A 24,640-nucleotide genomic window follows, 5' to 3' on the forward strand; every position below is an offset into this window, starting at 1 on the left:
ATTAGTCTAAACAATTTGCTCCTATTTTTTTGTGTTGGTTAATACAAAAATAATTAATATTTTATATGGTTCTATTAATTAATCGTCCCGATGAAATTAAATGTTGAAATATCCCTGGAATCAACGACCCCGTCTAAAATTTTCTTTACGTCATTTAAGGTATCCTTGATACTTACTTCCTTACCTTTAATACCAGTAAACGCTTCAGCGACATAGAAAGGCTGTGTTAAATAGGCTTCTAACCGTTCTCCGCGATGGAACGTTTCGATTTCAGATGCTGGAATTCCGTTAATTCCTTTTACATTGACAAGCGAACGTAATTCTCGATAACGGCGTAATAGTTTTTGGGCTTTTTGTTGGATATTCAAGTGGTTTGGGTCTAGGTGTGCACCTTCCAGCACAGAGGAAGTGGAATAGATTGGGTTTACTGCTGGAAAACGATGTCTTGCTGCTAAATCCATATCAAATTGCCATAATGTTTCAAGCGGACCATACGGAAGGTCTTCATCTACTGAAGCACCCTTTAAATCTAATAAGAAAGTTGTAACGGTCTTGATATCCACTTCCTGTAATTTCTCCTGAAGCTCAAAGATTTCACCTGTTAATACATGTGAACGATCACTAACAAAAATAATCTCTTTATTTTTCCCCACTACAGACATTTCAGTAAAAGCTTTTTCAATGCTATCAGCTACAATCTCAGTATCCTCAAGAATTTCCGCTAACTCCGGATGATCGTTCTCTGGTTTTAATAGTACGGTTGCATATCCTTCTTTTTTAAAGCGATAAAATAACTCAGCCAATACAACCAACTGACCCATTCCCGGCCGGGCAACAAGACCAATAGTCCCCCCCTTAACAATCGGCGCAAACAAATCTAATGTTTTAATTTTTGTCTCAATCATCTCTATATGCTCCCCTCTTAAAATCAATTCATCTAGACTACATTGAGCTAATTCCGCTAAAGCTACAATCGTGCGAACTTCAGAACGTCCCACCGGAATCTTCCCTGTACACAAATTTGATACAGTTGCCGGCCTTAATCCTACCTCACGCGCTGCACTTGTAAGGTTAGGCACCCTCCTTCGCAATAACGGAACATTTAATCTTATATTTTCCATTATTTTCACCTCCTTACTTTATATAGTAATTTAACTTACTCTAAAACGCAACACCTTTTTCTTTTAAACGTAATTTTTTTACTCTTGAGAGTAAGTATTTAATGTGCAAAATAATAACGTTCCATCTATTAATCAAATCGGCTGCTTAACCATATCCCCAACAGCAAAGAAAATGACGTATGTTATTCATACGTCATTTCTAGTGACTTTTACAGTTGAAAACAATTGAAAAAGGAACCTGTCAAAAATCCTCCGTATATCGAGTTCTTCTATATTTAGCACTATGGCAGGCATCACAGGTGGGAAACGAATGGTCCCAAGGAAGGTTTTTTCCACAGTTTTTGCATTTTTTCACGAACTTTTTGATATCTGTTTTTAATTTATCTTGAACCTTGTCACTCATTTCCTCACGAAGCCGCTCCCAATAAATTGCCTCTGTTCGCTCTCCCAACCGATACAGAAAGAGCAGGTGCAATCCAAGCGCTTTATAAGCTAACTCGAGATCCTCCAAGCTTCGTTCCTTAAAGGGCGGTTCCGGAAGAGGGGTTCCCTGGATAATAGCATACATCGTATCTTCCCATTGCCTTGTTAAAGCAGGCTCATTTTTTGAAAATGGCAGATGTAAAAATCCATAAAGGTCCATTAAAGGCAGTCTGGCTTCAATTTCCGTTCCAGCAATCAGGTTGTATAAAGTACGCTCCTCAGTTAGTGATGCTTTCTTTGTACCTGGCGGGCTTTTAAATTTCCCCCACAACTCAAAGAATGTTCCTAAATCACGGTAATAACGCTGGAACCGCTCAAATACCGAATTAGTTGGAGCAATCGCAAAGGTATGAACAGGCTCATCCTCTTGAATAAGTAATTTCTTCATCATCCTAATGTCTTTTGTGAAAGCAACCTTCCCGACATCATAGATGCCCTTCCGGCCGGCACGTCCAGCAATTTGCTTCACTTCTTGAGATGTTAACAGCCGTCTTCTCGTACCATCAAATTTTTCATTCTCTAAGAACACAATCCGGCGAATCGGCAAATTCAAGCCCATCCCAATTGCATCTGTCGCTACAATTACCTTTGTTTTTCCGCTGTTAAATTGCTCAATTTGTTTTTTCCTAGTTTCTGGCGGCATACTGCCGTAAATCATACTTACAGAATGCCCGTCACTTTGGAGCCTGGATGCTGTTTCAAGCACTCGTCTTCTTGAAAAACAAATCAACGCATCCCCTTTTTTCACATGTTTAATGTGGAATTCCTTTGATTCCACTTCTAGAGGAGTATCACGGCTGTACTCGTGGATGACGATATCCGACTCTCCTAACAGCTGCAAGAGCATCGGTTTCGAGTTTCTGCTCCCGATAATATGTACTTCTCTTGCATTTGCTTTTGTTATCGCCTTATACCATGAAAAACCACGATCTTTGTCTGTAATCATTTGTGCTTCATCAATGACGACGACATCATAGGTTTCTTTTTCATGAAACATCTCTACTGTACATGAAAAATGCCCCGCGCCCGGAACGATTTTTTCTTCTTCTCCTGTTTTTAACGAGCAGGGTGTTCCCTCTGCATTCAACTTATCATAAACCTCCAGCGCTAATAGCCGAAGGGGAGCAAGATATAAGCCGCTGTTCGCTTCCTTCATTTGCTCAAGTGCATGGTGTGTTTTGCCGGTGTTGGTTTCACCGATATGCAGGACATACCGAACACGCCTTCCAAACGATGGATTGTATTCCTGTCCGAAAATATCCTCCATCATTCTTTCTTCTTCTTCTCTTTTACGCTGTAATTCTGCCTCTTCCTCTGCTTTTTTCTTTTCTCTATCAGCATAGTCCTTTTCAAAAATTTGCTGATGGAGTGTAAGTTCGAATGGCAGCTCAGCAATTTTTAACAAATCTGAAAGGTATTCCTCTTGAATATCTTCAATAATATAATCTTCCACCTCATATATGAGCTGTGTCAGACTGCCTTTTATGAAAGATGCTGAAAGTCTTTCACCAAAGATTTTGTAAAACTGTTCTTTAATTTCTTCAGGAATATTCTCTAATACCTTTTCCGGAATTAGTTCTGATAGATAATCGGAGATTAAGCTTTCGTAAACAAAAAAATAGGTTTGGTACTCATACAAACTTCTCCCCCAGTTGACGGTTTTATGAATATCTCCTGTCAGTTCCTCAAAAAATTTTGCAACGGTTGTGTATGATTCAGGGTTAAAATGACCTTCATCCTCTAATTTCTCTTCTAATGCAAACGTATCAACATTTTTAAATTTTACGTTGTTCTTAATGTCTGCAGCTAATTGCTTTGCTGTAAAGTGCCTTACATAAAGATAAACCTGAGCGTAATTCTCTTCAAGCAAATCACCCGCAGTCTCTTCTATCATTGTGCGAATATGCTGTCGGACTTCCTCTAGCCGAGCGGTTTCTTGTCTTTTTATAAAATCAGCCTTTGCTTGGTGAAATCTTTCTTCCCATTCCTCTTCATTTTCAAGAAAGGTTTCCCTTGCCCATTCCAATACATGAAAAGGCTGGTATTCTCTCATCTCATCTCGGAAGAGTTTATTAATCAGCTTGCGGTCTACTCCTTGCACCTCGAACCCTTTTTCCCGCAAAAAATCTTTTTTCTCATTCTTCGAGACATCATTAGTGACTTTATTTAGCCAGACATTGATCCAGATTTGCTCTAGGTAATGCCCGCGATCACTCAGATATTGCTCAAAAGAAGGCAGACTTTCTTTTATCTCTAAATAGTGATTCATATCTTCCAAAACTTTATTCTTCGTATGTTCAATCGCTTGAGGGTATATGGCTGCTAATTTACTCAACTTGACCCCTCCTCATGAAATATTTGGTAATATAAGTATAACAAAAAACAAGAAACCGAACGATTATTCGGTTTCTAAATTTGACGGCGGACGCAGTATTGATCCACTAAATCCTCTATTTGGTCTAATTCAGGAAAGTCACCCGAAAATTCAAATTTGATTTCTTCTATTAAACGATCTTTGTTATATACATGAATAGCCCCATTTTGGTGACTGACACTGTATTCTGGTACAAAGCGGAATCCGTTTCGTTCAATGGCCCCCATTATTAATCCCCTTTACTAGAGTTTTTTTTAGTATTTACAAATATCCAGTCGTTAATCTCTAAAAAAGAGTCTCCTCAATCCATATTTGGTACTAATAGAAAAGTTTTTGTCATAATCTTATAGGAAAAATGCAAGGGGTGAAATGTTAAATGGTTGAAGTTCGTTTGCTGCCCGTTGTAAGTAAAATAAATTTACCCACTATTATCAAAACAGCAATACTGCCTGGTGACACCACGGAAAGATTGTTCATTGCAACTCAGTTAGGTGAGATCTTCTACATAGGAAACACAAGCGTAAGGACTTTTTTAGATATTCGCCCGCAAATCATAAAACTAGGTGCATCTGGTGGTTATGATGAAAGGGGATTGTTAGGTCTGGCATTTCATCCCCAATTTAATTATAACGGTTTGTTTTATCTTCATTACTCGGTTGCTGGATCACAAGGTCCAGGTGCCCTTGCCGAAGACTTTATGCCAAACCCATGTAACCCTCAAACATTAAATCTAAAATGGACGAATAGAGAAACTCACTATGACCATATCGATACAGTCGAGGAATGGATTGTACATTCAAATGGCCAGCCTCAAAAACGACGAACATTGCTTAACATGAGAAGACCATTTATGAATCATAATGGTGTCAATAGCTTAAACTTTTCCCCTGAAACCGGGAAACTTGTATTAACAACCGGAGATGGCGGATCAGGATATGATCCATTTAATTTAAGTCAGGATGACATGGAGATAGCTGGTAAAATCGTTGAAATTGATGTAACTGTAAATACATTTATCACTAATCCACCTGTAGTCACACGTTTTCACGAACTTCCTGTACATATTCAGGAAACACTAACGGTCATCGTTAAAGGGGTCCGAAATATCCCAGGCATTACGTACCAAAGGTTTTATCATCAGTTTACCAAATATGTGGGAAATGTCGGACAGGATTTAGAAGAGGCCATTTTTACATTCGATAATTATAAACCCATTCCCGTTACGCAGCTTATTCAATCTTATATGTTGAATTCTGTGACTGAACAGAAAGGTTTAATTAACCTTGGCTGGCGGGGGTGGGAAGGTACTATTCCAACCTCAATGATGAAAGGCTGCAGCTCAAATCCAAATATAGATGAGAAAACCATCGTTTTTTACAATGAGGCAATAAAAACTTCAGGAAAACGCCTTCACCCTTTAACCAGTTATTTCCATAACGACCCGCGCCCCGATAAGTTTAGTGGAACGGCGATTACAGGGGTGCAAGCTTATATGGGGAATAGTATTCCAGCATTAACCGGAAGCGTTGTGTTTACCGATGTTGCTCGGAAAGATTCTCAATCTATGGTTAGAGGAGCATTAGCCTATACTAGAGTTAGACAAAATGGAAAACAAAATGATTATAGTATAATTAACACTAATTATGATTTTGGTTCACAATCAGCTTATTATGTTAGTTTGGGAAGTAATCTCGACCAGACCAAACTTTTTTTAGGGGTTTATGGTTCTATGAAGGTGACGGATTTTTACCAAGGCTCAGTCTTTGAAATTATTCCGTAAATCGTAAAAAAAAACAGAAAAAGCATATCCATTCTCATGTGGATATGCTTTTTCTTCTAGTATTAAGCTGTTGTATAAACTTCCTTTTTATTAGAGTCATGACGAATTGTTGCTTGTGCAGCGGCTAATCTAGCTAACGGCACACGGTAAGGAGAGCAGCTTACATAATCAAGTCCAGTTTTGTAGCAGAAATCAATAGATGATTTCTCGCCGCCGTGTTCACCACAAATCCCCGTTTTTAACGTTGGTTTTGTTTCACGGCCAAGTCTTACACCCATTTCGACTAACTTACCGACACCGTCTTGATCAAGGACAGCAAATGGATTTTCAGCCAGCACCTTGTTTTCAATATAGTTCTGAAGGAATTTTCCTTCCGCATCATCACGGCTATAGCCGAATGTAGTTTGTGTTAAATCATTTGTACCAAAAGAAAAGAAATCTGCTTCTTCGGCAATTTGGTCAGCTGTAATCGCCGCACGTGGAATTTCAATCATCGTTCCAATCGTATATTCAAATTGCTTTCCTGTTTCTTCCTGCACCTTTACAGCAGCATCGATCACAAGCTGGCGCATTTGTTTCAATTCATTAACATGACCAACAAGCGGAATCATAATTTCAGGCTGAACGTCCATCCCTTTGTCAGCAAGCTTAGCTGCAGCATAAAAAATTGCCTTGGCCTGCATTTCATAAATTTCTGGATAAACCATTCCGAGACGGCACCCGCGGTGTCCAAGCATTGGGTTGTATTCATCTAATTGGCGAACCTTTTTCAATAATACCTCTTTCTTCTTCAGTTCAGGAGAAGAAGGGTTAAGAATTTGCAGCTTCGTCACTTCAACTAACAGTTCTTCCTTATCAGGTAAGAATTCATGCAGCGGCGGATCTAATAAGCGAATGGTAACCGGGTATCCCTGCATCGCCTCAAAGATTCCTTCAAAGTCGCCTTGCTGCATTGGCAGCAATTCAGCCAGTGCGTCCTTACGTTCACTGTAGGTTTCAGCTAGAATCATTTTTTGAACAATTGGAATACGTTTCAAGTCCATAAACATATGCTCTGTTCGGCACAAGCCAATCCCGCCGGCACCAAATTCAAATGCTTTTTGTGCATCTTCAGGATTGTCAGCATTTGCACGAACAGCTATTTTTCGTTCTTGGTCTGCCCAAGCAAGCAATAGCTGAAATTCATCTGACAGCTCAGGTTCAATCATTGGAATTTCTCCCAGCATGATTTCTCCTGTTGAACCATCAATTGTGATGACATCGCCATAGTTGATAACCTTCTCGTCAACTTTAAATTGTTTTGCCTTTATATCAATTTTTAGAGCATCACATCCGCAGATACATGCCTTTCCCATTCCCCGTGCGACAACAGCAGCGTGACTTGTCATTCCGCCGCGGCTTGTTACAATTGCTTGCGCAGCCACAATACCGTGAATATCATCAGGTGTTGTTTCTGGACGGACAAGTATCACTTTTTTACCGGCATTTCCTAATTCCTCTGCTTCATCTGCATCGAAAACAACCTGACCCGTTGCAGCACCTGGTGATGCCGGCAGACCTTTTGCCAATAAAGTGCGTTCATATTTATCGTCAATTCTGCGGTGAAGCAGCTGATTTAATTGATCTGGATCGACACGCAGCAAGGCAGTCTTTTTATCTATTATTCCCTCTTCAACCATTTCAACCGCAATTCGTATAGCTGCTTGAGCTGTCCGCTTACCATGACGGGTTTGAAGGATAAACAATTGACCCCGTTCTACCGTGAATTCAATATCCTGCATTTCTTTATAATGCTGCTCCAAACGCTTACATGTTTCTGAAAATTGCTTATAAACAGCAGGCATCTCATCTTTTAGAGTTTGAATAGGCTGTGGAGTACGAATTCCTGCAACCACATCCTCCCCCTGAGCATTGATTAAATACTCACCGTAAAGGATATGCTCACCCGTTGATGGATTTCTGGTAAAGGCAACACCAGTTCCCGAATCATTCCCCATATTACCGAACACCATACTCTGAATATTGACAGCTGTTCCAAGGTGGTCCGGAATTTTGTTTAAACGGCGGTAGACTATAGCACGCTGATTATTCCAAGAATCAAATACTGCATTAATAGCAAGAAATAACTGCTCTTTCGGGTCCTGAGGGAAATCCTTTCTTGTATGTTTTTTTACAATCCCTTTATAACCTTCGATAACTTCTTTCCAGTCCTCTGCTGTCATTTCTGGGTCTGAGCTATATCCCTTTTCCTCACGTGTTTCTTCTAATAATTGTTCAAAATAATACGTGTTAATATCAAGAACAACATTACTAAACATTTGAATAAAACGACGGTAAGAATCATAGGCAAAACGAGGATTGTTGGTTAATTTCCCCATCCCAACGACCGTCTCATCATTCATGCCCAGATTTAAGACCGTATCCATCATTCCAGGCATTGAGAAAACAGAGCCTGAACGAACAGAAACAAGTAGTGGATTATTTGCATTACCAAGTTTTTTCCCCATTTTTTCTTCTAATGCTGCAAGAGCACCTAATACCTGACTTTCAACGAGTGATGGAATTGTTTTTCCTGCATCATAATAAGCATTACAGGCTTGTGTCGAAATGGTAAAGCCATAAGGAACCGGCAGGCCGATTCTCGTCATTTCTGCTAGATTTGCTCCTTTTCCTCCGAGTGTTTCCTTCATATTTCCATTTCCTTCATGAAACAAGTACACGAATTTATCCATTATCAAAAGCTCCTCTCTTTTTTCAACACTTCTAAAATTAATCCTGCTGTTTCTTCTATTGCTTTATTTGAAACATTGATAATAGGACAGCCTACTCTTTTCATTATTTTTTCAGCATAATCCAGTTCATCAAGAATTCTTTCGAAGCTTGCATAACTTGCTTTTGAACCCAGCCCCAATGCTTTTAGTCTCTCAACCCGAATTTCGTTTAGTTTATTAGGAGATATAATTAATCCGATACAGTTCTTTCTAGGAATCTCGAATAATTCGTCTGGTGCTGGAACTTCCGGAACTAATGGAACATTTGCAACCTTAAATCGTTTATGTGCTAAGTACATGGATAAGGGTGTCTTTGAGGTCCTAGAAACACCTATTAAGACAATATCTGCCTTGAGTATTCCTCGGGGATCCCGCCCATCATCATATTTAACAGCAAATTCTATTGCTTCTATTTTTCTAAAATACTCTTCATCTAGTTTTCTCATTAATCCTGGTTGATGATGTGGTTTCTTATTAAAACTATTAGTGAATGCATTCATTAATGGACTCAGCAAATCTACCGCTATAATATTTTCTTCAGCCGCTCGTCGATCTAAATATTCCTTTAATACCGGAATAACAATCGTATAGGCAATGATAGATTTCCCTCTACTCGCCAGCATAATAACATCCTCAATGTCCTCGAGGTCCTCCACATAGGAATTACGTCGAATCTCGACATTGCCACCATTGAATTGCGTTGCTACCGCTTTGACAACAAACTCTGCTGTCTCTCCAACAGAATCCGAAACCACATAAACTACTTCCTTCTCTGCCAAAATTACTGCCACTCCCCTTTATACGGAATTTTGCTCCATTATCTCTAGGTATGCTTTTGTGATGGTTGTTTTTGTAATCCGACCGACAAGTAAATATGTATGGTTTCCCGGATTAATTTCTTTCACTACAGGCAAGGAGTCAATGTGATTGGTAATCATTTTTTTTGCCGCTTCTAACATTGTTTCCTCCGGTGTAATGGTGATAATGTTAGGCATTCTTGTCATAATGACGCTGCAGGGCAATTCCTGCAAATCTTTATTGCCGATGGCTGTTCTCAATAAATCTTTCCTAGAAATGACGCCGGCTAGATAACCGCTGCTATCAACTGCATAAAGCGTCCCAACATCTTCTAAAAAAAGCTGCACAATTGCATCATATACAGATGTAGATTTTTCCACTACGATTGGATGAGCTTTATAATCTGCCACCTTTTTGTTAAGGAATTTTTCAGCCTGATGCTTTACCTCATGATTATTATTATAAAAATAACCAACTCGAGGTCTGGCATCCAAATTACCAGCCATTGTTAAGATAGCTAAGTCTGGCCTTAACGCTGCTCTTGTTAAGGAAAGCTTCTCGGCAATTTGCTGACCCGTGATTGGTCCGCTTTCCTTCACAATCCTTAATATTTCATCTTGGCGTTTCGTCAGTTTAATCACATTGACCCCCTTTTCAGCTTAATTATGTTATATTTATTGAAAATAATTTAAATGTGCTATACTTATTTATATATAGTATATTACATTTATACAATTTAAGGAACAATTTGTTCAATATATTTTTGACAAATTATCAAAAAAAAGAATCCTACCAGGAAAAGATAGGATTCTTGCTATTTTTGACAATTGGGACAGAAGAAGGTTTTACGAGACGAAATCATTTCTTTCACTATCGTGCCCCCGCACCTTTTACATTTCTCTCCCTCTCGGTCATAAACAAGGCATAGATTATTATAACCCCCTGTTAATTGGTCCCCTATAGAGAAGGGATTTTCCATGTATCCTCCATGTTTTAATGCATCGAGAAGTACATGCTGCATCGATTGGTATAATTGGTTTCGCTCAGACTCAGCAATATCTTCTATACCCCGTTTTGTCTTAATGCCAGCATGGTAACAAATTTCATCAGAGTAACAATTTCCAATTCCTGCAATAAACTCCTGATCAAGGAGCTTTGTTTTTATTTTCCCACGTCTGTCATTCAGAAGGTTAAAAAAAACCTGTGAGGTAAACTGAGGATCTAACGGCTCAGGACCTAATGAGGATAATTCCTTCTGCACATCTTGTTCACTGTATAAATGCAAATAGCCAAGTCGCAATCCTATAAAATATAGATGATTACTTCCAAACGACAGTCGAACCTGTATGGTTCTTTTTGGTTTGTCATCCTCTGTCCCAAAATACATCCAGCCCCCAAGCATTAAATGCAGCAGGAGGACATGACCATTTTCTAAATGAAATAATAAGTGCTTTCCTCTTCGATTGACTGTCATGACTCTTTGATTGACAACACTGTTAATGAAAAGAGCTGGGTTCACATTAATCGATTTCTCTCGGTTGATTTGAACCTGTGTGATCGTTTGACCTGCTATTTTTTGATTTAATAGTCTTCGGTAATTTTCCATCTCTGGAAGCTCAGGCATATATCGATCCCCCTTTAGGGCTTTTTCATATCTTTTCCCCATAAACGCAAAAAAACCGAACTATTTAAAGTTCGGTTTATGTATCAGTATTAAAATAATATAGTGGGCCTAAATGGACTCGAACCATCGACCTCACGCTTATCAGGCGTGCGCTCTAACCAGCTGAGCTATAGGCCCATTTAGATGAATTGGAGCGGGTGATGAGAATCGAACTCACAACATCAGCTTGGAAGGCTGAGGTTTTACCACTAAACTACACCCGCATTTATGCTGCCCAACAAATATTACATGAAATAGTATAACACCCTGCTAACTAGTTGTAAACTACTTTTTATTAAGTTCAAGGTGTTTTAGTTTATCTAATAATTGTGCTGAGTCTTCAGCCGCAATAAATTCACCATTTACAATCGAGTAAGGTGATATTTTGCATTCCTCACAACGACTTTGACATTGGTATTCTTTATATTCAATATTTTTTTTACCTAAGAACGCACTGTATTCAGTCTGAAGCTGTTCAGGTAAAAACCGATTTAGGTTTTTTTCACAGAAGCCAACTTTTAATTTTTTTTCTTTAGTGAAAAGTTTGGTAATAAAATTCATATTGATGAACATCTCCACTGCTGGTCATTTATATTAAGTATATCAATTCCACCAAAATAATGCTTCAAATAAACATGATAAAAGAGCAGCTATTTCTATTAGGGCTGCTCTTTCTACCTGCTATATATGAAATTATTATCTTTTTGAATATTTTTTATCAATTTTCGCCTCGATTCTTTCCATTGCTTTTACATCACTTTTTAATTCCTGCTTATTATCGTCCACTAATTTCTTAAAGCTTATATTACGTTTTCTCATTTGTTTCTCCACCTTTCTTATATTTTTATTATACAAAAAGTAGAAAGGTTACTATCATCTGAAATATTACAATTTTTTGAACTTTTATGAATTATTTCATTATTTCTAAGTAATAGACCTCATTTCTATGCTTTAATGGTAAATATTGTTTATCTCTACTAACTCATTTATAATTGAAGCTGTATTGAATTACCAACCACAAATGATAGGGAGGGGAAATTATGAAACTAGGTGCATTTTCTGTAAGTTTAAATGTAAAAGATATTCATTTATCGAAGTCTTTTTACGAAAACCTTGGATTTCAGGTTTTCGGAGGGGATATCAATCAAAATTGGCTGATCATGAAGAATGAAAATTGTATCATTGGACTATTCCAAGGTATGTTTGAAAAAAACATCCTGACTTTTAATCCAGGATGGAACGAAAATGCCGAAAATCTTGAGTCTTTCACGGACATTCGCGATTTACAAAAGCAGTTAAAAGAAAAAGGCATAACAATGCTTTCAGAAGCAGATGAATCAACAGAAGGACCTGCACATTTTATCATTGAAGATCCTGATGGTAATCAGATCCTAGTGGATCAACACCGATAATCAAAAATATTTCTCAAATTGAATACATACAACTTAGTTAAACCCTTCCATAGCAACAGTATGAATCTAAACAGAATAAACATAAAAAGGCTGTTTAAAAGTCGTAACTATTTACGATCTTTTGAAACAGCCTTTTTTATTCGAGTACGTGCTTTAATCATTTTGAGATTCTGAACTCGATTTCTCTCATTGCTTCCTGGATTGATGTTACATTGACGTCAACAGGATATTCACCCTTGAAATTAACTCCTACAGTGTAACCTGCATTCTCAAACATTGGAATATCATTTTCTCCATCCCCAATGGCAATAACATCCTGAGCAGTCCAACCCTCTTTTTTAAGCAATGTTTTCATAGCACTACCTTTACTTACATTTTTTGGAGCGATATCAATAGAGTCACTATGCTGATAGAACACCAAATACTCTCTCACCTGTTCTTGATCAAAAAGAGAATGGACTATTTCTTGAAGCTTTGGCATTATATCAAATGCTTTTGGAAACGCTGTTACACTAACTGCATTTGGTTGAAACCAAACTTGTTCACCCATTGCCTCAGCAATTTTTTCTTTAAGACTAAATAATATCTCCCGTGTGATTTGTTCCACTTCCCCATCAATAATTTCTTTCGGTGGAACATGACAGCTGTAGTAAATGTTCAGTCCATTCTCTCCAATAACAATGGGTTCCTCCAAACCTATTTGCCTTACCATTCCTGAAATATAGATAGCTGGTTTGCCAGAAACAAACGCAATTTTCACTCCTCTATTTTCAAAGCTCTGTAAATAGTCTACGGTTTCACTTAGTATTGGCTGATTAATGCCAGCCAACGTATTATCAATATCAAAAGCTAAAAGCTTTACCATCAAGCAGTCCTCATTTCTCATGGTGTCATTTTATAAACCCATCTCATCTAATAATGGATCTATATTTTCGTTATATTGCGGGTAAATAGCAGGATGAAGGATGCTTGCAATCTTAAATAAACCTTGTAATAATCTAGGGGATGGCCTGCAAAATAGCGGCTCATCCAATGTATACAATTGATTATTTTGGATTGCCTCTATCTTTTCAACTCTAGGGCGCCTTAGTATGACCTTAGGGTTTACCTTTTCTTTCCTTACCCCTACCCAAATAACACAAATGACATCAGGATTTAGGTGAACGATTTCTTCCCAATCCGTTTGAACACTGGCTTCGATTTTGTTATCAAATACATTTCGTCCACCTGCAAGTTTACTAATTTCGGTTAACCAATTGCCAGCTCCAGGAGAAAATATAGGTTTTGCCCACCATTCCCAATAGATTGTTGCTGGCTTTTTTACTTGCTTTGATAGTGATTGGTAGTTTTCCAGTATATCATTGTATTTTTTAAATAATTGGTTTGCTCTGTCAGACGTATTGGTCACTTCTCCAACGAATAATAAACATTCTCCTACCTCTGTTAATGTCCTAGGATTAGGGACAATGACATACGGTATGTTTCTTTTCTTTAACTCTTCTATATTTCGTTCCATACCAGGAACAGAGAGAGAAGCTAATACTAAATCAGGTTGTAATTCTTCAACTTTGTCCATATCAATATGTAAATCGGGGCCAAGTTTTGGCAATATTTGAATATCTTCCGGCCAATCCGAATAATCATCCACCCCTACGAGCGAAGACGTTAACCCTAAGTAAGCTGCTAATTCTGTGTTACTTGGACAAATCGAGATCAATCTCATATAAACACTCCCTTCATGACTCTATTTTGTATAATAAAAGACCACTAATAAATGTTTACTTTACGACAAGTATTAATGGCTTTTACAATCTTCTGGATAAAAATATAAACCAATAAATTAACTAGGGTTTATACTAGTCTTACACTACTTTGTCCAAGGGTTTCCTCGCCCCATATTAATGAAAGAGTGTCACCATCTAGAATAGGACCAACGCCTTCTGGAGTTCCTGTAAATATGATGTCCCCTTTACCCAATCCAAAATGTTTTGCTGAGAAGTCAATGATTGTTTGTAAGTCAAAAAGTAAATTTGTGATATTACCGATTTGAACCTGCTTCCCATTTTTCAGCAAGGAGAAATTTGTATTTTTACATGCAGCTTCACCGGGAAATTCAATAAATTTTGAAAGTAGCGCTGAATTAGGAAAACCTTTTGCTAATAACCATGGATACCGCTGTTCTTTTAAATAGCTTTGAACATCTCTTAAAGTAAAATCAATCCCTAGTGCCATTTTATCAACAATTTCGTCGACAGAAATCCCTTTTTTATACTCTTGACCAATATGAATGACAAGCTCCGTCTCATAGTGCACAGGCCCTCTATCTCCCGGCAAAATCACCTCTTGACCATTTGCTTCAACGACTGCATGTGTTGGCTTTGAAAATAAGAATGGAGAGGTGGGAACCGCATTATTCAATTCCTTTGCATGTGATGCATAATTTCTTCCAATACAGTAGATATTTTTTATTGTCATCATGTTTTTTCCTCCTTTATAAACTTTTATAAAGCTCTGGATTGAGCAACCACTTCAATAAATGGTCTACTTGGCATCTATGAGTGACCGCCATCTCTTCTTTTCGCCGTACTCATGCTCTCATCCACTCTATGAGTGACCGCAACTCTTCAATTTAATGGATCTTCACCATGTAACCATACAGATGTTCATTAATTTTGATAACTTTATCTTCCTTATAGCCAAGCTGCACGTAAAGCTTCTTTGCATATGGATTGTCCTCGGCAACATTTAGAGAGATTCTTGAATAGCCCTTTTGAATTGCTAGTTTTTCTGCTTCTTTTAGAAGCATCGTTCCGATTCCATAGCCTCTATACCGATTATCAACACACACAGTGTCAATATAAAAATCCCCTTCGTCTGCCTCCTTGTCGAAGACTATCACTTCATTCTTTCTTTTCTCTCTTAAACGTTTTATTAAAGGTTCGTCTAATCGAGAGGCATCCGCTCCAGGATAGGTAATCACAACTCCTACTACTTCTCCTAAAACATCTGCAACAATTGCATTTTGGTAGCTTAGACGATTATTTTCTTCTCGAAATAAATGTTCCAGCGTTTCACGGATATTTTCTTCCTTTTTTTGTCCAGTCAACTTCTCGGCAATATCAGCAATTGCGATATGAATGAGTTCCGCAGCTTTATGGGCATCCTTATTTAACGCAGCCCTAAATCTTAAATTTTGAGAAATGATTTCTTCCCGGGTCAATCCATAGGGTGCACCACCATCCGTATATCCTGCTACGTAATAAAAGTTATCGTCAGAATCTTCCTCAAAATATTTTATTTGTTTATTGCTTGTTTTAGTTTTTTTCTTCAACTATTTGCCCTCCGTAACATAATATTATAAATTTCCTAGCGATTTTTTATTAGATTCGATTACCATTATAAATGTTAAATAATGAACTATCATGTCGGAACATATGTGGAGACCTCTAAATATATTGATGATATACTAGGAAATATCTAAAACATTCTGGTGATAAATTTGGCCTATTTATTGATTTTGATTTTCTTCATTGTTTGTATTTTTGTATTTTTCACTATTAAAAAAGTATATATAAGAACGTCAGCCATGGCGATTGTTATGGCCATTGGGATTGTTGTACAAGGTGTTCTATTAAACTATTTTGGCATCCAGTTCTTCCAACACATTTTCGGAAAAATTCTATGTATTATTAACTTATCCCTATGGTTTTCATTTATTTCGTCATTTTTCATAGCCAGTTTGGATGGAAAATTTAAAGATATCCATTATTCCAATGTGATCAACCGCTTCGGGATTGGGACATGGGTTGCTGGCACTTCAATTAGCGGCATTCTATTTTATAAACAATTTTCCAACTGGGGGTTTATTCCAGTCATTATTGCTTTCATTAATATTATTCTTTGGATTATTTATATTGCGATAAGCGTAAGAGCGTTTATAGAAATTTCACGGACAAAATCCTATCAAAATGTCCACGGCATTCTTCTGCTGACTACTGTAAGCACACAATCAATTGTGCTTTTACTAAATACTGTTTTCAAAGAAATTTCGGATATCTTTAATTTATCTTTGCTCATCATCGGATTTTGTTTTTATTTGGTTTGTGTTTTCTTTATTTTCTCTAGATACTTCAAACATTCTTGGTCGCTCGAAAAGGATTGGAACAATACAAATTGTATTTTACATGGGGCGTTATCCATTTCTGGGATTGCTTGTCTAGTCACGGGTATCATTAGCATTGATATCATAAGATGGATATGGCGGGCAGCCTTTATTATTTTCATTGCGGTTGAAATTATGGAACTCAGCAGGCTTTTTAACCGGATTAAACACTATGGATTCACGCAGGCAATCTTCATTTATGATGTGACTCAATGGAGCAGAGTGTTTACTTTTGCCATGTTTTATACCTTTACATCACTTTTCCAAACTCATTTATTTATAGGTTCGATTGTTATTGAAACAATCCTAAAGGTGGGTGTCTGGGTAGTTATCATTTTATTACTAATCGAACTCTCTCTTAGTTTACATAATGCAATTATTACCTATAAACAATCAACTAGAAAAATCGGCAGGGAAACCGAAGTTAATTCTCCCTACTCCTTATAAAAATCCAATCATTGACCATATAGAATATTCTTACAAAAAAAGAGTTTTTCTTTTAAGAGAAACTCTTTTTTCTCATACCGAACAATCATGAGCGTGAATAGTTATTTATGAGCATTTTTGTCAAACCTAAACAAAAAGAACGAAATGAGTCCTGAGAAAATGCCTGCCCCTGCAGAAATCATGATTCTCGTCATAATGTCTAGTTCCGAGTAGTCCTTTTCTAGCATCCACATCGCTATAACCACTACGATAATCATAATCGGAATTGTAATAGGGAATTTCTTCATAATAATCTACCTTTCATCAAAAAGTTACTATTCAAGTATATACTAATATATTTTCTATAACATAATAAACGTGTATAGACTTAAGCCTATACACGTCTTTGGACTTTCCTCTAAATTATTAAACATTCTTAAAGTAATCCAACTATCTACTAATAGGAAGGATTAATTTCTTTCCAGACTTTAGATTGATTCCTGTGCTAACCCTGGGATTCATTCGGAAATGATGATAACTTGAAACTTCTGCTAATTGCACTTTCTTCAAGCCAAACCACCACAAGAACATCATATAAGGAGACATCGCAAGCCATGTTCCTTGATTCAACAATAAGAAATTAAATATCCCATGTAATAAGGCTGGAAACAATAAAGATAAAAAGAATAAAGGCCATTTCGATTCTTTTGTAAACTTCGCTTTTCCCAAATAATACCCCATAATAACGCCAAACAAGGCATGGCTTGATACTGGCAGTAAAGCGCGTGTTAAAGCATATTCCATTCCATTATTCAATAAATACAATATATTTTCGGCTGTTGCAAACCCCAAAGATATAGAGGTACCATAGACAATTCCATCAAACGGCTCATCAAATTCCGCACTCTTATATACTCAGAAAAATAAAATCGACCATTTAAAAAATTCCTCTATTAACCCCGAAGAAAAAATAGCATAAATGGAATCATAATGAACAATATTTTCAACTTTAAGAACATATTCAATAAACGCAATTGGAATGATGATCAATGCACCAGAAAAAAACGTGTTTAATACCATCGATACTGGTTCTGGTTCATACTTATCTTTTAAATAAAAAAAACTCAATAAAGCTAAACCAGGGGCAATACCAGCAAGCAGAATTCCTAACATTTATAACCCCCTAGGTACATGTAATATAAATATTATAAAGTTAATAATACCCTAAATAGGACCTAAATGAAACAGCTTAAAGGCTAAGGTACACAATACTGTATAAGATCCAATTGGGGTAATGAGTACATTTTTTAATCTGATTAATTAGCTGCACTAGCCTTTACTTTGATCGTAGAACGATATGAGTGCTTCTTCCAGAACAAAGTTATAACAATTCCCAGAAATAATATGATAGTCGCAAAGTAGTATGGGTAGTCGATATCGATATCAAATAAGATCCCCCCTAGAATGGGTCCGCTGATATTCGCTAAACTGGTAAACATTGAGTTCATGCCTCCAACAAAACCTTGTTCATTCCCAGCGATGTTTGAAAGATATGAGGTAACTGCTGGACGGAATAAATCGAAACCTACAAAAACAATAAATGTAACGAGTAAAATAGCGAAATAAGAATGAACAACCGTCATTAAAAAGACTAAAACAGCTGAAATTATTAAGCTGTAGCGAATCAGTTTTATTTCACCCCAAATTCGTGTAAGCCGATCAAATAATAGTACTTGTGACACCGCACCAAAAATGGCACCACCTGTGATAACAATCGCAATATCCGATGGTTTAAATTGAAATTTATGGTCCACAAATAGACTAAAGAATGATTCAAATGCCGCTAAACCAAATGAGGCAATAAAAATTAAAATAAAGGGAAGGAAATATTTTGGTGCAAACACACGTTTAAAGCCATTCTTGGTTTCTGTGATATGTTCATTAATTTCCTCTGGACGATTGGGCTCAGATAATAGAAAGATCGAAAGAATAGCTGCTGTTGTACCAAGTGCTCCTGCGAACAGAAATGGTATACGTGTTCCAAATTCAGCTAAGAATCCACCTATACCTGGACCTATGATAAATCCTGTACTAATAGCAGCTGACATATATCCGAGTGCTTTTGGACGAGTATCTAAATCTGTAATATCGGCAATATAAGCTGTAACCGCTGGCATGATGAATGCTGCACTAATACCACCTAAAATACGAGAGAAAAATAACATTTCAATTTCTTTGCCGATTCCAAATAAAAATTCTGAAATTCCGAAAATAAATAAGCCAATGACAATCATAATTTTCCTGCCGAATTTATCAGCAGCTTTCCCTGCAAATGGTGAAACAATCAATTGAGCAATGGCGAAAGCTGCTGTTAAATAACCAATTGTTGTTCCAGTTATGCCTAATTCATTCATCAGCGTTGGTAAAACCGGAATTACAAGACCAATCCCCAAAAAGGCTATGAATAAATTCATTAATAATAAACCTAACGTGACTTTTTGAGACTTCATGTTCTTCATTCTCCTTAACAATATGATCCTGTTGTTTTCATTTATTTTACAATTTCTATCCTAGTGTATATAGTTACTATATAGTCAAGGGAGTTGCTGTAAAAAATGAATAAAAAGAATGGAAAATATTTAACTACAGGAGAATTTGCGAAGCTTTGCAAAGTAAACAAACAGACTCTTATTTTTTACGATCAAATTGGTCTGTTGTCTCCGGTATTGAAAAGTGAAAAAGGGTACCGCTATTATTCAATTCACCAAATAGAGCTGTTTTTTGTTATCGATTTATTAAAAGATCTTGATATGTCGCTTAACGATATTCAACTCTACATGCAAAATAAATCTCCTGAAAGTTATTTGTCCTTAATGTATCAAAAAAAAGAAGAAATCGTGAAAAAGCGTCAGGAAATTGAGATGAAGGAAAAATTTATCGAGGCTCAAATAGCATTAATAGAAAAAGCGTCAGACATTGATTTTCATCAAGTTACACTTGAACAATTTCCAGAAGCAACACTTTATTTAAGTAGAAACATTGAAAATATAACGGAAGAGGAATTTGTAGAGGTCGTTTCAGATTTTCTAAATGAATTGAGTGAATCACAGCTTGATACTGGATATCCCATAGGTGTTATCACGAAACGCGAGCAAGTATTAAAAGGTGAATACACCAATTACAGCTTTTTATACATTGAACAACCTCATCCTAAAGAAGGACATCCATATCTTAAAACGGTTAAGGGTGATTTTATCATTGGATACCACATTGGCGATGAGAAAACAATCCATCACACATATAACCGGCTTTTTTTAGAGATGGAGAGGTTAAATGTAACGATAGGAGACTATGTGTTTGAAGAGTATATCTATGATTCAGTTGTTATGAATCATAAGGAGCATTATGTCACAAAAATTATGATTCAAGTGATTGATAAATAATCTCAAATTCTGTTCAACCAAAGTACTTAATACATGAGCAGCAAATTTTTTTTTAACTAGAACTTTCTTTGAGTAAAATAGGAATCTGCTCCATATTAGTGTCCATATGAAAGGGCAGGAGCAGAAGCCTATCCGCTATATTCATATCCACTATTGACCCGCTTGTTTGAAAGTATTGTTTAAGTGAGCATTCTTTAAGCCTGCTTTATCTTTAAATTTATATGATTTTGGGGATAACCCATAAAACTTTTTAAATGTTTTTAGGAAGTAACTTTTACTATCAAAGCCCAATTCATAAGCTATCTGTTCTACTGACTTTATCGAATGATCCAGCAATTCAATTGCTTTTTCCATTTTGAGTCTTGTCACGTATTCAACAAAACCTTCGCCAGTTTCTTTTTTGTACATTCTGCTGAAATAACTGGAATTTAAATGTAAGTGTTCAGCAACATCTGTTAAGGAAATCTTTTCACTAAGATGGGTTTGAACGTATCTTTGTGCCTTGACCACGTCTTCATTTCTAGTCGTCATTTCTAAAAACTTGGTGACTTTTGCGTGTTGATTACTAGAATATCGTTCTTGGTCTATCTTTTCCTTCAATCTCTCTAGCAAATCAATGATAATACTTTCTTCCATCGATTCTTTTAAAATATAATCATAAGCGTCTAATTTGATTGCTTGTTGTGCAAACGTAAACTCATCATGGCAAGAAAGAATAACATTATAGGAATGGATGGAAGCTTCTTTCAGTTTACCGATTAATTCAATTCCATTTAGTTTTGGCATTCCAATATCCGTAATTAATACATCAAAAGGGTTATCGAGCAGGTAGCGATAAGCATCACTGCTATCTTGAAAGTGAGCAGCAACTTGAAATCCATAGTCATTCCATGGAATAACTTTCTTCAAAAACTCAATAACGATCACATCATCATCTACTAACACTACATCATACATCCTGTTCACCCTTATCTAATGGAATATGAAATATTAAAGTGGTCCCTTTCCCTTCTGTACTGTCTATTCTCATTTGAAATGCTTCTCCATAAATCAATTTCATCCTTTGAAAGACATTTTGCACTCCAATTCCATTAAAGGATTGTTTACTTTTAGCATAATCATTACTAATTGGTTGAAAAACTTTCTTCTTCAAACGTTCCAATGTGATTAGATCCATGCCTTTTCCATTGTCCAAGATGATTAATTCCATGTAAGTCTCCATATGTTCTTTTGCCATAATCTTAATGGTTACTCTTCTATTTTTATAACTGCCATGAATGATTGCGTTTTCAATAATAGGCTGCAGGAAAAACCTTGGTACTTGAAAACTTGAAGCAGATTCACTCACACTAATTTCCAATTCGACATCATGTTGGTGCCGAAAATTCATCAAATCTACATAATGCTTCACAATTGTTAACTCCTCATCTAAAGGAATAAAAGCATTATTGCGATTGATCGTCATTCGGAGGAGAGCTGATAAAGAATAAATTAGCGATGCACTTTCCGTGCTTCCCTCCATTTTAATTTTCAAGCGAATAGCATTTAATACATTAAATAAAAAATGTGGGTTAATCTGTGCTTGAAGCATCTCTAATTCCGCATTGCGTTTTGCTTCTTCCTTAACTTTTATCTGTTCAATCATTTCCTCGATGGTATCCAGCATATGATTGAAGGTATGACCTAATTGTGCAACGTCATTAGTGCCCGTTAAAGGTATTCTAGCGGTTATGTCTCCGTGTTTTATTGCCTTTGTTACTTGGTGTAATCTTGTAATCGGTTTCGTAAATTCCCGAACTAGCATGATCAAACCGATTAAAAATAGAACTAAAAAACCACCTTGAATTAAAATAGTTGTCCTCGTTACCATATTGATAGAACCAATGGTGTCCTTATAGGGTACAAGGCTGACCAATCTCCAATTCGAATAGGACACTGGATAGGATACCATTAAATGCTTTTCTTTTTGATAGTCCACAATTTGATAATCTGTATTTATCACGTTATAAGCTAATTTTGTTCCTATCTCTTCTGAATCCAGGCTTGAATAGATTTCACCAGTGTTATTAGTCAAATAAAACTTTGCTCTCTTGTCACTTTGAAATTGACTAAAAAGCTTCTTAATCTCATTTTCTTTTAAACTAATAATTAAATAGGAACTTGAGGAATTCGCACTTTGAATTCTTCTTCCAATGGTAATCAGATAGGGGTATGTCTCTCTCTCAGAATGAATATAGGTACGGTGGGCACCCAGCCAATAGGTTTGGTAAAAGTTTAAGTTGTCCAATTTTTCAAACCATGGTTTTTCTTTGAATTGCAGGGGATTAAAATCAATCTGAGAATAATTGGTATAGAACAAGTCATTTTTAAACAAGATGGTAATATATAGAGGCATTAATAAATCAGTAATTCCAGACAATTCATTCGATATTTTACTATAATTAAGCGCTACTTCTTGTTCCACTTTGAGCGAATCTGCTTTAATTAATTTATGCGATTTTAGTAACTGATTCATGTTTGTATCAAATTGTATATAATTAGAGGTGTACATAATATCATCGAAAATACTTTTTATTCCTAATTCAATCATCCTTAAATCATCTTCTGATTGTGTTGCTGCTCGTTGTTCTAATACATCCTTTGTAAAATAGTTTGAGACGATATAGGTACTAACCCAGGGTAACAAAATACAAAGAATGACTGATATGATTAATCTCATTCTGAGTGACATTTGAGTCATTTTTTTCCATAAAAATATCATGATGATCACCACTTCGAAAATTAAGGAAATAGAAAAAGGGAGAAACATTGTTTTCTCCCTATTATAACATGAATATTCTAATTATTATTATTACTTATTTGCATCTACTACCGCTTGTATTTTTTCTTCGATGTTTTTCATCGTTTTACCAAGGTCCTGTTCACCAAGGAGATATAATTCCACCTCTGCACCAAATTCTGTGTATGCTTCATTAATATATGAAGGTGGTGCAATTACTTCAGTAGGCTTAACTGAGGTAAGTGCATTTTTCAATGATTCCATATGAACTGCTTCTGGTTTTGCAGTTCCATTTATCACTGTTTCTAGTACTTTGTTCATATCTGCTTCCTTCCATGACGGCGTCCAAATTCCTTGTTCTACAATTCCTTCTGTTGACAACCAACGCATGAAATCATATGCCTCTTGCTTATGTTTTGAGCTTTTGGCAATGGAAATTAAATCCCCACCCATCTGTGTAAGTGCTTCATCACTTGCATTATTTTTTGGCCATGGTGCCCAAGCGATTTCGAATTCTGGTGTAAATTGACCCCATTCTGTAATCATAAAACTGCCAGTAGGAACCATTGATGCGGATTGACTAAAGAATTGCTGACGATAGTCCATTTTTTGCGATAATATTTCAGTGAAAGGAACAGATGATTTATCCACATTTTCTAATTGATTTCGTAATTCTAGTGAAGCGCGTAACATAGGATCATCTGCATTAGATGTACCATCCTCGTTTAATATCATATTGTCTTTATCTTTACTCATTACTTTTAAAACAGAATGGAAGTTATGCCAAGTGTGTAAATAAGAACCATAGTGTTTATCTGTTTTTAGCTTTTTAGCGTATTCCGTATAGTCATCCCATGTCCACTCAGTTGGAATTTCTAAGCCAGCTTCATCAAGATGTGCTTTATTTAGCATTACAAGCATCGTGACATTTTTCATCGGTAAGCCATAGTATTCATCATTAAAAGCTGGATAACTATTATTGTATACTTCATTGATATCAATGCCTTCTGCTTCAACAAATGAAGTGACTGGTTCAACTAGTCCTGCATCAATTCTTTTTGCTAAATCTTGAGGGTTGCTGAACATTATCAAATCCATTTCATCACCCGCAGAGGCCATTAAATCCAACTGTTTGAAGTAATCCTGTGAGTTCATGTTTTCTACAAGCGGGATGGATTCCACTTTTATTCCTGGATTCTCTGCTTCATATTTTGCAATGACACTTTCCCATTTTCCAACATCCTCATTAATCCAATGGACAAATTTTAATGTAATTTCTTCATCAGATGAATCTGATTTACCTTTACCTGATGAAGCCTCATCGTTTCCGGAACAGGCAACTAATAGAAACATTGCAAAAAGTCCAACTAGTAACAATGAACCCCATTTTTTTATCATCAATACTCTCCCCCTTATTTATAGTTTATA

The 24,640-nt window shown here is 36.4% G+C and carries 22 protein-coding genes, 2 tRNA genes and 1 pseudogene; 4 read left to right on the forward strand and 21 right to left on the reverse strand.

Going from position 1 to position 24,640, the window contains the following annotated elements; all coding sequences use genetic code 11:
• Positions 1-74: 74 nt before the first annotated feature.
• The 3 genes from SFC47_RS19175 to SFC47_RS19185 form a co-directional block, all read right to left on the reverse strand.
• Positions 75-1,121 carry a P-loop NTPase family protein gene (locus SFC47_RS19175; RefSeq protein WP_411255975.1) on the reverse strand — a complete coding sequence of 349 codons (1,047 nt, stop codon included), beginning with the start codon at positions 1,119-1,121 and terminating at the stop codon, positions 75-77.
• 241 nt (positions 1,122-1,362) lie between these two features.
• Positions 1,363-3,939: a helicase-related protein gene (locus tag SFC47_RS19180; RefSeq protein ID WP_411255976.1), complete on the reverse strand. Its 2,577-nt coding sequence runs from the start codon at positions 3,937-3,939 to the stop codon at positions 1,363-1,365.
• A 74-nt stretch (positions 3,940-4,013) separates the two neighbouring features.
• On the reverse strand, positions 4,014-4,205 hold the full coding sequence (locus tag SFC47_RS19185) for a YbxH family protein (RefSeq protein WP_411255977.1): 192 nt from the start codon (positions 4,203-4,205) through the stop codon (positions 4,014-4,016).
• Between the two features lie 149 nt (positions 4,206-4,354).
• Here SFC47_RS19185 and SFC47_RS19190 point away from each other — a divergent pair, with 149 nt between their 5' ends.
• Entirely contained in the window at positions 4,355-5,758 is a 1,404-nt protein-coding gene (locus SFC47_RS19190) for a PQQ-dependent sugar dehydrogenase (RefSeq protein WP_411255978.1), read from the forward strand.
• 62 nt (positions 5,759-5,820) lie between these two features.
• Here the strand turns inward: SFC47_RS19190 and ppdK are convergent, their stop codons facing one another.
• From ppdK to SFC47_RS19230, 8 genes are all read right to left on the reverse strand, one after another.
• On the reverse strand, positions 5,821-8,490 hold the full coding sequence (gene ppdK / locus SFC47_RS19195) for a pyruvate, phosphate dikinase (RefSeq protein WP_411255980.1): 2,670 nt from the start codon (positions 8,488-8,490) through the stop codon (positions 5,821-5,823).
• A gap of 2 nt (positions 8,491-8,492) precedes the next feature.
• Entirely contained in the window at positions 8,493-9,308 is an 816-nt protein-coding gene (locus SFC47_RS19200; RefSeq protein ID WP_411256082.1) for a pyruvate, water dikinase regulatory protein, read from the reverse strand.
• An 18-nt stretch (positions 9,309-9,326) separates the two neighbouring features.
• On the reverse strand, positions 9,327-9,968 hold the full coding sequence (ccpN, locus tag SFC47_RS19205; RefSeq protein ID WP_411255981.1) for a transcriptional regulator CcpN: 642 nt from the start codon (positions 9,966-9,968) through the stop codon (positions 9,327-9,329).
• Between the two features lie 173 nt (positions 9,969-10,141).
• Positions 10,142-10,951 (reverse strand): bifunctional DNA-formamidopyrimidine glycosylase/DNA-(apurinic or apyrimidinic site) lyase, encoded by an 810-nt coding sequence (gene mutM / locus SFC47_RS19210; protein WP_411255982.1) that lies wholly within the window; start codon positions 10,949-10,951, stop codon positions 10,142-10,144.
• Between the two features lie 103 nt (positions 10,952-11,054).
• A tRNA-Ile gene (locus tag SFC47_RS19215) sits at positions 11,055-11,128 on the reverse strand.
• Positions 11,129-11,140: 12 nt separating this feature from the next.
• Positions 11,141-11,214 (reverse strand) — tRNA-Gly (locus SFC47_RS19220).
• Between the two features lie 61 nt (positions 11,215-11,275).
• Positions 11,276-11,551, reverse strand: coding sequence for a DUF1450 domain-containing protein (locus SFC47_RS19225; RefSeq protein ID WP_411255983.1), 276 nt, complete (start codon positions 11,549-11,551; stop codon positions 11,276-11,278).
• A 135-nt stretch (positions 11,552-11,686) separates the two neighbouring features.
• On the reverse strand, positions 11,687-11,809 hold the full coding sequence (locus tag SFC47_RS19230; protein WP_411255984.1) for an FbpB family small basic protein: 123 nt from the start codon (positions 11,807-11,809) through the stop codon (positions 11,687-11,689).
• Positions 11,810-12,030: 221 nt separating this feature from the next.
• Here SFC47_RS19230 and SFC47_RS19235 point away from each other — a divergent pair, with 221 nt between their 5' ends.
• Complete coding sequence (locus tag SFC47_RS19235) at positions 12,031-12,402, forward strand: VOC family protein (RefSeq protein WP_411255985.1); 372 nt, start codon at positions 12,031-12,033, stop codon at positions 12,400-12,402.
• Between the two features lie 157 nt (positions 12,403-12,559).
• Here the strand turns inward: SFC47_RS19235 and SFC47_RS19240 are convergent, their stop codons facing one another.
• The 4 genes from SFC47_RS19240 to SFC47_RS19255 form a co-directional block, all read right to left on the reverse strand.
• Positions 12,560-13,267, reverse strand: coding sequence for an HAD family hydrolase (locus tag SFC47_RS19240; protein ID WP_411255986.1), 708 nt, complete (start codon positions 13,265-13,267; stop codon positions 12,560-12,562).
• Between the two features lie 30 nt (positions 13,268-13,297).
• Positions 13,298-14,125, reverse strand: coding sequence for a cobalamin-binding protein (locus SFC47_RS19245; protein WP_411255987.1), 828 nt, complete (start codon positions 14,123-14,125; stop codon positions 13,298-13,300).
• Positions 14,126-14,253: 128 nt separating this feature from the next.
• The gene (locus tag SFC47_RS19250) at positions 14,254-14,880 is read right to left on the reverse strand and encodes a fumarylacetoacetate hydrolase family protein (RefSeq protein WP_411255988.1); all 627 of its coding nucleotides are present in this window, start codon (positions 14,878-14,880) and stop codon (positions 14,254-14,256) included.
• Between the two features lie 151 nt (positions 14,881-15,031).
• Positions 15,032-15,733, reverse strand: a complete 702-nt coding sequence (locus SFC47_RS19255; RefSeq protein ID WP_411255990.1) for a GNAT family N-acetyltransferase — start codon at positions 15,731-15,733, stop codon at positions 15,032-15,034.
• 255 nt (positions 15,734-15,988) lie between these two features.
• On the opposite strand from SFC47_RS19255, the gene SFC47_RS19260 reads away from it, so the two are divergent.
• On the forward strand, positions 15,989-17,011 hold the full coding sequence (locus tag SFC47_RS19260) for a TDT family transporter (RefSeq protein WP_411255991.1): 1,023 nt from the start codon (positions 15,989-15,991) through the stop codon (positions 17,009-17,011).
• Between the two features lie 101 nt (positions 17,012-17,112).
• On the opposite strand, the gene SFC47_RS19265 is transcribed toward SFC47_RS19260, so the two are convergent.
• From SFC47_RS19265 to norA, 3 genes and pseudogenes are all read right to left on the reverse strand, one after another.
• Positions 17,113-17,298, reverse strand: a complete 186-nt coding sequence (locus SFC47_RS19265; RefSeq protein WP_411255993.1) for a histidine kinase — start codon at positions 17,296-17,298, stop codon at positions 17,113-17,115.
• Positions 17,299-17,440: 142 nt separating this feature from the next.
• Positions 17,441-18,163, reverse strand: a pseudogene (gene prsW, locus SFC47_RS19270) (glutamic-type intramembrane protease PrsW).
• Between the two features lie 143 nt (positions 18,164-18,306).
• Positions 18,307-19,500 (reverse strand): multidrug efflux MFS transporter NorA, encoded by a 1,194-nt coding sequence (gene norA / locus SFC47_RS19275; RefSeq protein WP_411255994.1) that lies wholly within the window; start codon positions 19,498-19,500, stop codon positions 18,307-18,309.
• A 105-nt stretch (positions 19,501-19,605) separates the two neighbouring features.
• Between norA and SFC47_RS19280 the strand changes: the two genes are divergently transcribed.
• Positions 19,606-20,433: a MerR family transcriptional regulator gene (locus SFC47_RS19280; protein WP_411255995.1), complete on the forward strand. Its 828-nt coding sequence runs from the start codon at positions 19,606-19,608 to the stop codon at positions 20,431-20,433.
• Between the two features lie 150 nt (positions 20,434-20,583).
• Here the strand turns inward: SFC47_RS19280 and SFC47_RS19285 are convergent, their stop codons facing one another.
• From SFC47_RS19285 to SFC47_RS19295, 3 genes are all read right to left on the reverse strand, one after another.
• On the reverse strand, positions 20,584-21,390 hold the full coding sequence (locus SFC47_RS19285; RefSeq protein WP_411255996.1) for a response regulator transcription factor: 807 nt from the start codon (positions 21,388-21,390) through the stop codon (positions 20,584-20,586).
• On the reverse strand, positions 21,383-23,194 hold the full coding sequence (locus SFC47_RS19290) for a sensor histidine kinase (RefSeq protein WP_411255997.1): 1,812 nt from the start codon (positions 23,192-23,194) through the stop codon (positions 21,383-21,385). Before SFC47_RS19290 ends, SFC47_RS19285 begins: the two co-directional genes overlap by 8 nt.
• 90 nt (positions 23,195-23,284) lie before the next feature.
• The gene (locus SFC47_RS19295; protein WP_411255998.1) at positions 23,285-24,610 is read right to left on the reverse strand and encodes an ABC transporter substrate-binding protein; all 1,326 of its coding nucleotides are present in this window, start codon (positions 24,608-24,610) and stop codon (positions 23,285-23,287) included.
• Positions 24,611-24,640: the final 30 nt, after the last annotated feature.

The organism is Neobacillus niacini, assembly GCF_046591715.1.
In the GTDB taxonomy this organism is placed as follows: Bacteria; Bacillota; Bacilli; order Bacillales; family Cytobacillaceae; genus Neobacillus; species Neobacillus niacini_L.

Excerpts from the sequence above, each read along its gene's own strand:
- SFC47_RS19175 (WP_411255975.1), bottom strand. The coding sequence starts at position 1,121 with ATGGAAAATATAAGATTAAATGTTCCGTTATTGCGAAGGAGGGTGCCT.
- SFC47_RS19185 (WP_411255977.1), bottom strand. The coding sequence starts at position 4,205 with ATGGGGGCCATTGAACGAAACGGATTCCGCTTTGTACCAGAATACAGT.
- SFC47_RS19190 (WP_411255978.1), top strand. The coding sequence starts at position 4,355 with ATGGTTGAAGTTCGTTTGCTGCCCGTTGTAAGTAAAATAAATTTACCC.
- ppdK (WP_411255980.1), bottom strand. The coding sequence starts at position 8,490 with ATGGATAAATTCGTGTACTTGTTTCATGAAGGAAATGGAAATATGAAG.
- mutM (WP_411255982.1), bottom strand. The coding sequence starts at position 10,951 with ATGCCTGAGCTTCCAGAGATGGAAAATTACCGAAGACTATTAAATCAA.
- SFC47_RS19225 (WP_411255983.1), bottom strand. The coding sequence starts at position 11,551 with ATGAATTTTATTACCAAACTTTTCACTAAAGAAAAAAAATTAAAAGTT.
- SFC47_RS19230 (WP_411255984.1), bottom strand. The coding sequence starts at position 11,809 with ATGAGAAAACGTAATATAAGCTTTAAGAAATTAGTGGACGATAATAAG.
- SFC47_RS19235 (WP_411255985.1), top strand. The coding sequence starts at position 12,031 with ATGAAACTAGGTGCATTTTCTGTAAGTTTAAATGTAAAAGATATTCAT.
- SFC47_RS19240 (WP_411255986.1), bottom strand. The coding sequence starts at position 13,267 with ATGGTAAAGCTTTTAGCTTTTGATATTGATAATACGTTGGCTGGCATT.
- SFC47_RS19245 (WP_411255987.1), bottom strand. The coding sequence starts at position 14,125 with ATGAGATTGATCTCGATTTGTCCAAGTAACACAGAATTAGCAGCTTAC.
- SFC47_RS19250 (WP_411255988.1), bottom strand. The coding sequence starts at position 14,880 with ATGATGACAATAAAAAATATCTACTGTATTGGAAGAAATTATGCATCA.
- SFC47_RS19260 (WP_411255991.1), top strand. The coding sequence starts at position 15,989 with ATGGCGATTGTTATGGCCATTGGGATTGTTGTACAAGGTGTTCTATTA.
- SFC47_RS19265 (WP_411255993.1), bottom strand. The coding sequence starts at position 17,298 with ATGAAGAAATTCCCTATTACAATTCCGATTATGATTATCGTAGTGGTT.
- norA (WP_411255994.1), bottom strand. The coding sequence starts at position 19,500 with ATGAAGTCTCAAAAAGTCACGTTAGGTTTATTATTAATGAATTTATTC.
- SFC47_RS19280 (WP_411255995.1), top strand. The coding sequence starts at position 19,606 with ATGAATAAAAAGAATGGAAAATATTTAACTACAGGAGAATTTGCGAAG.
- SFC47_RS19285 (WP_411255996.1), bottom strand. The coding sequence starts at position 21,390 with ATGTATGATGTAGTGTTAGTAGATGATGATGTGATCGTTATTGAGTTT.
- SFC47_RS19290 (WP_411255997.1), bottom strand. The coding sequence starts at position 23,194 with ATGATATTTTTATGGAAAAAAATGACTCAAATGTCACTCAGAATGAGA.
- SFC47_RS19295 (WP_411255998.1), bottom strand. The coding sequence starts at position 24,610 with ATGATAAAAAAATGGGGTTCATTGTTACTAGTTGGACTTTTTGCAATG.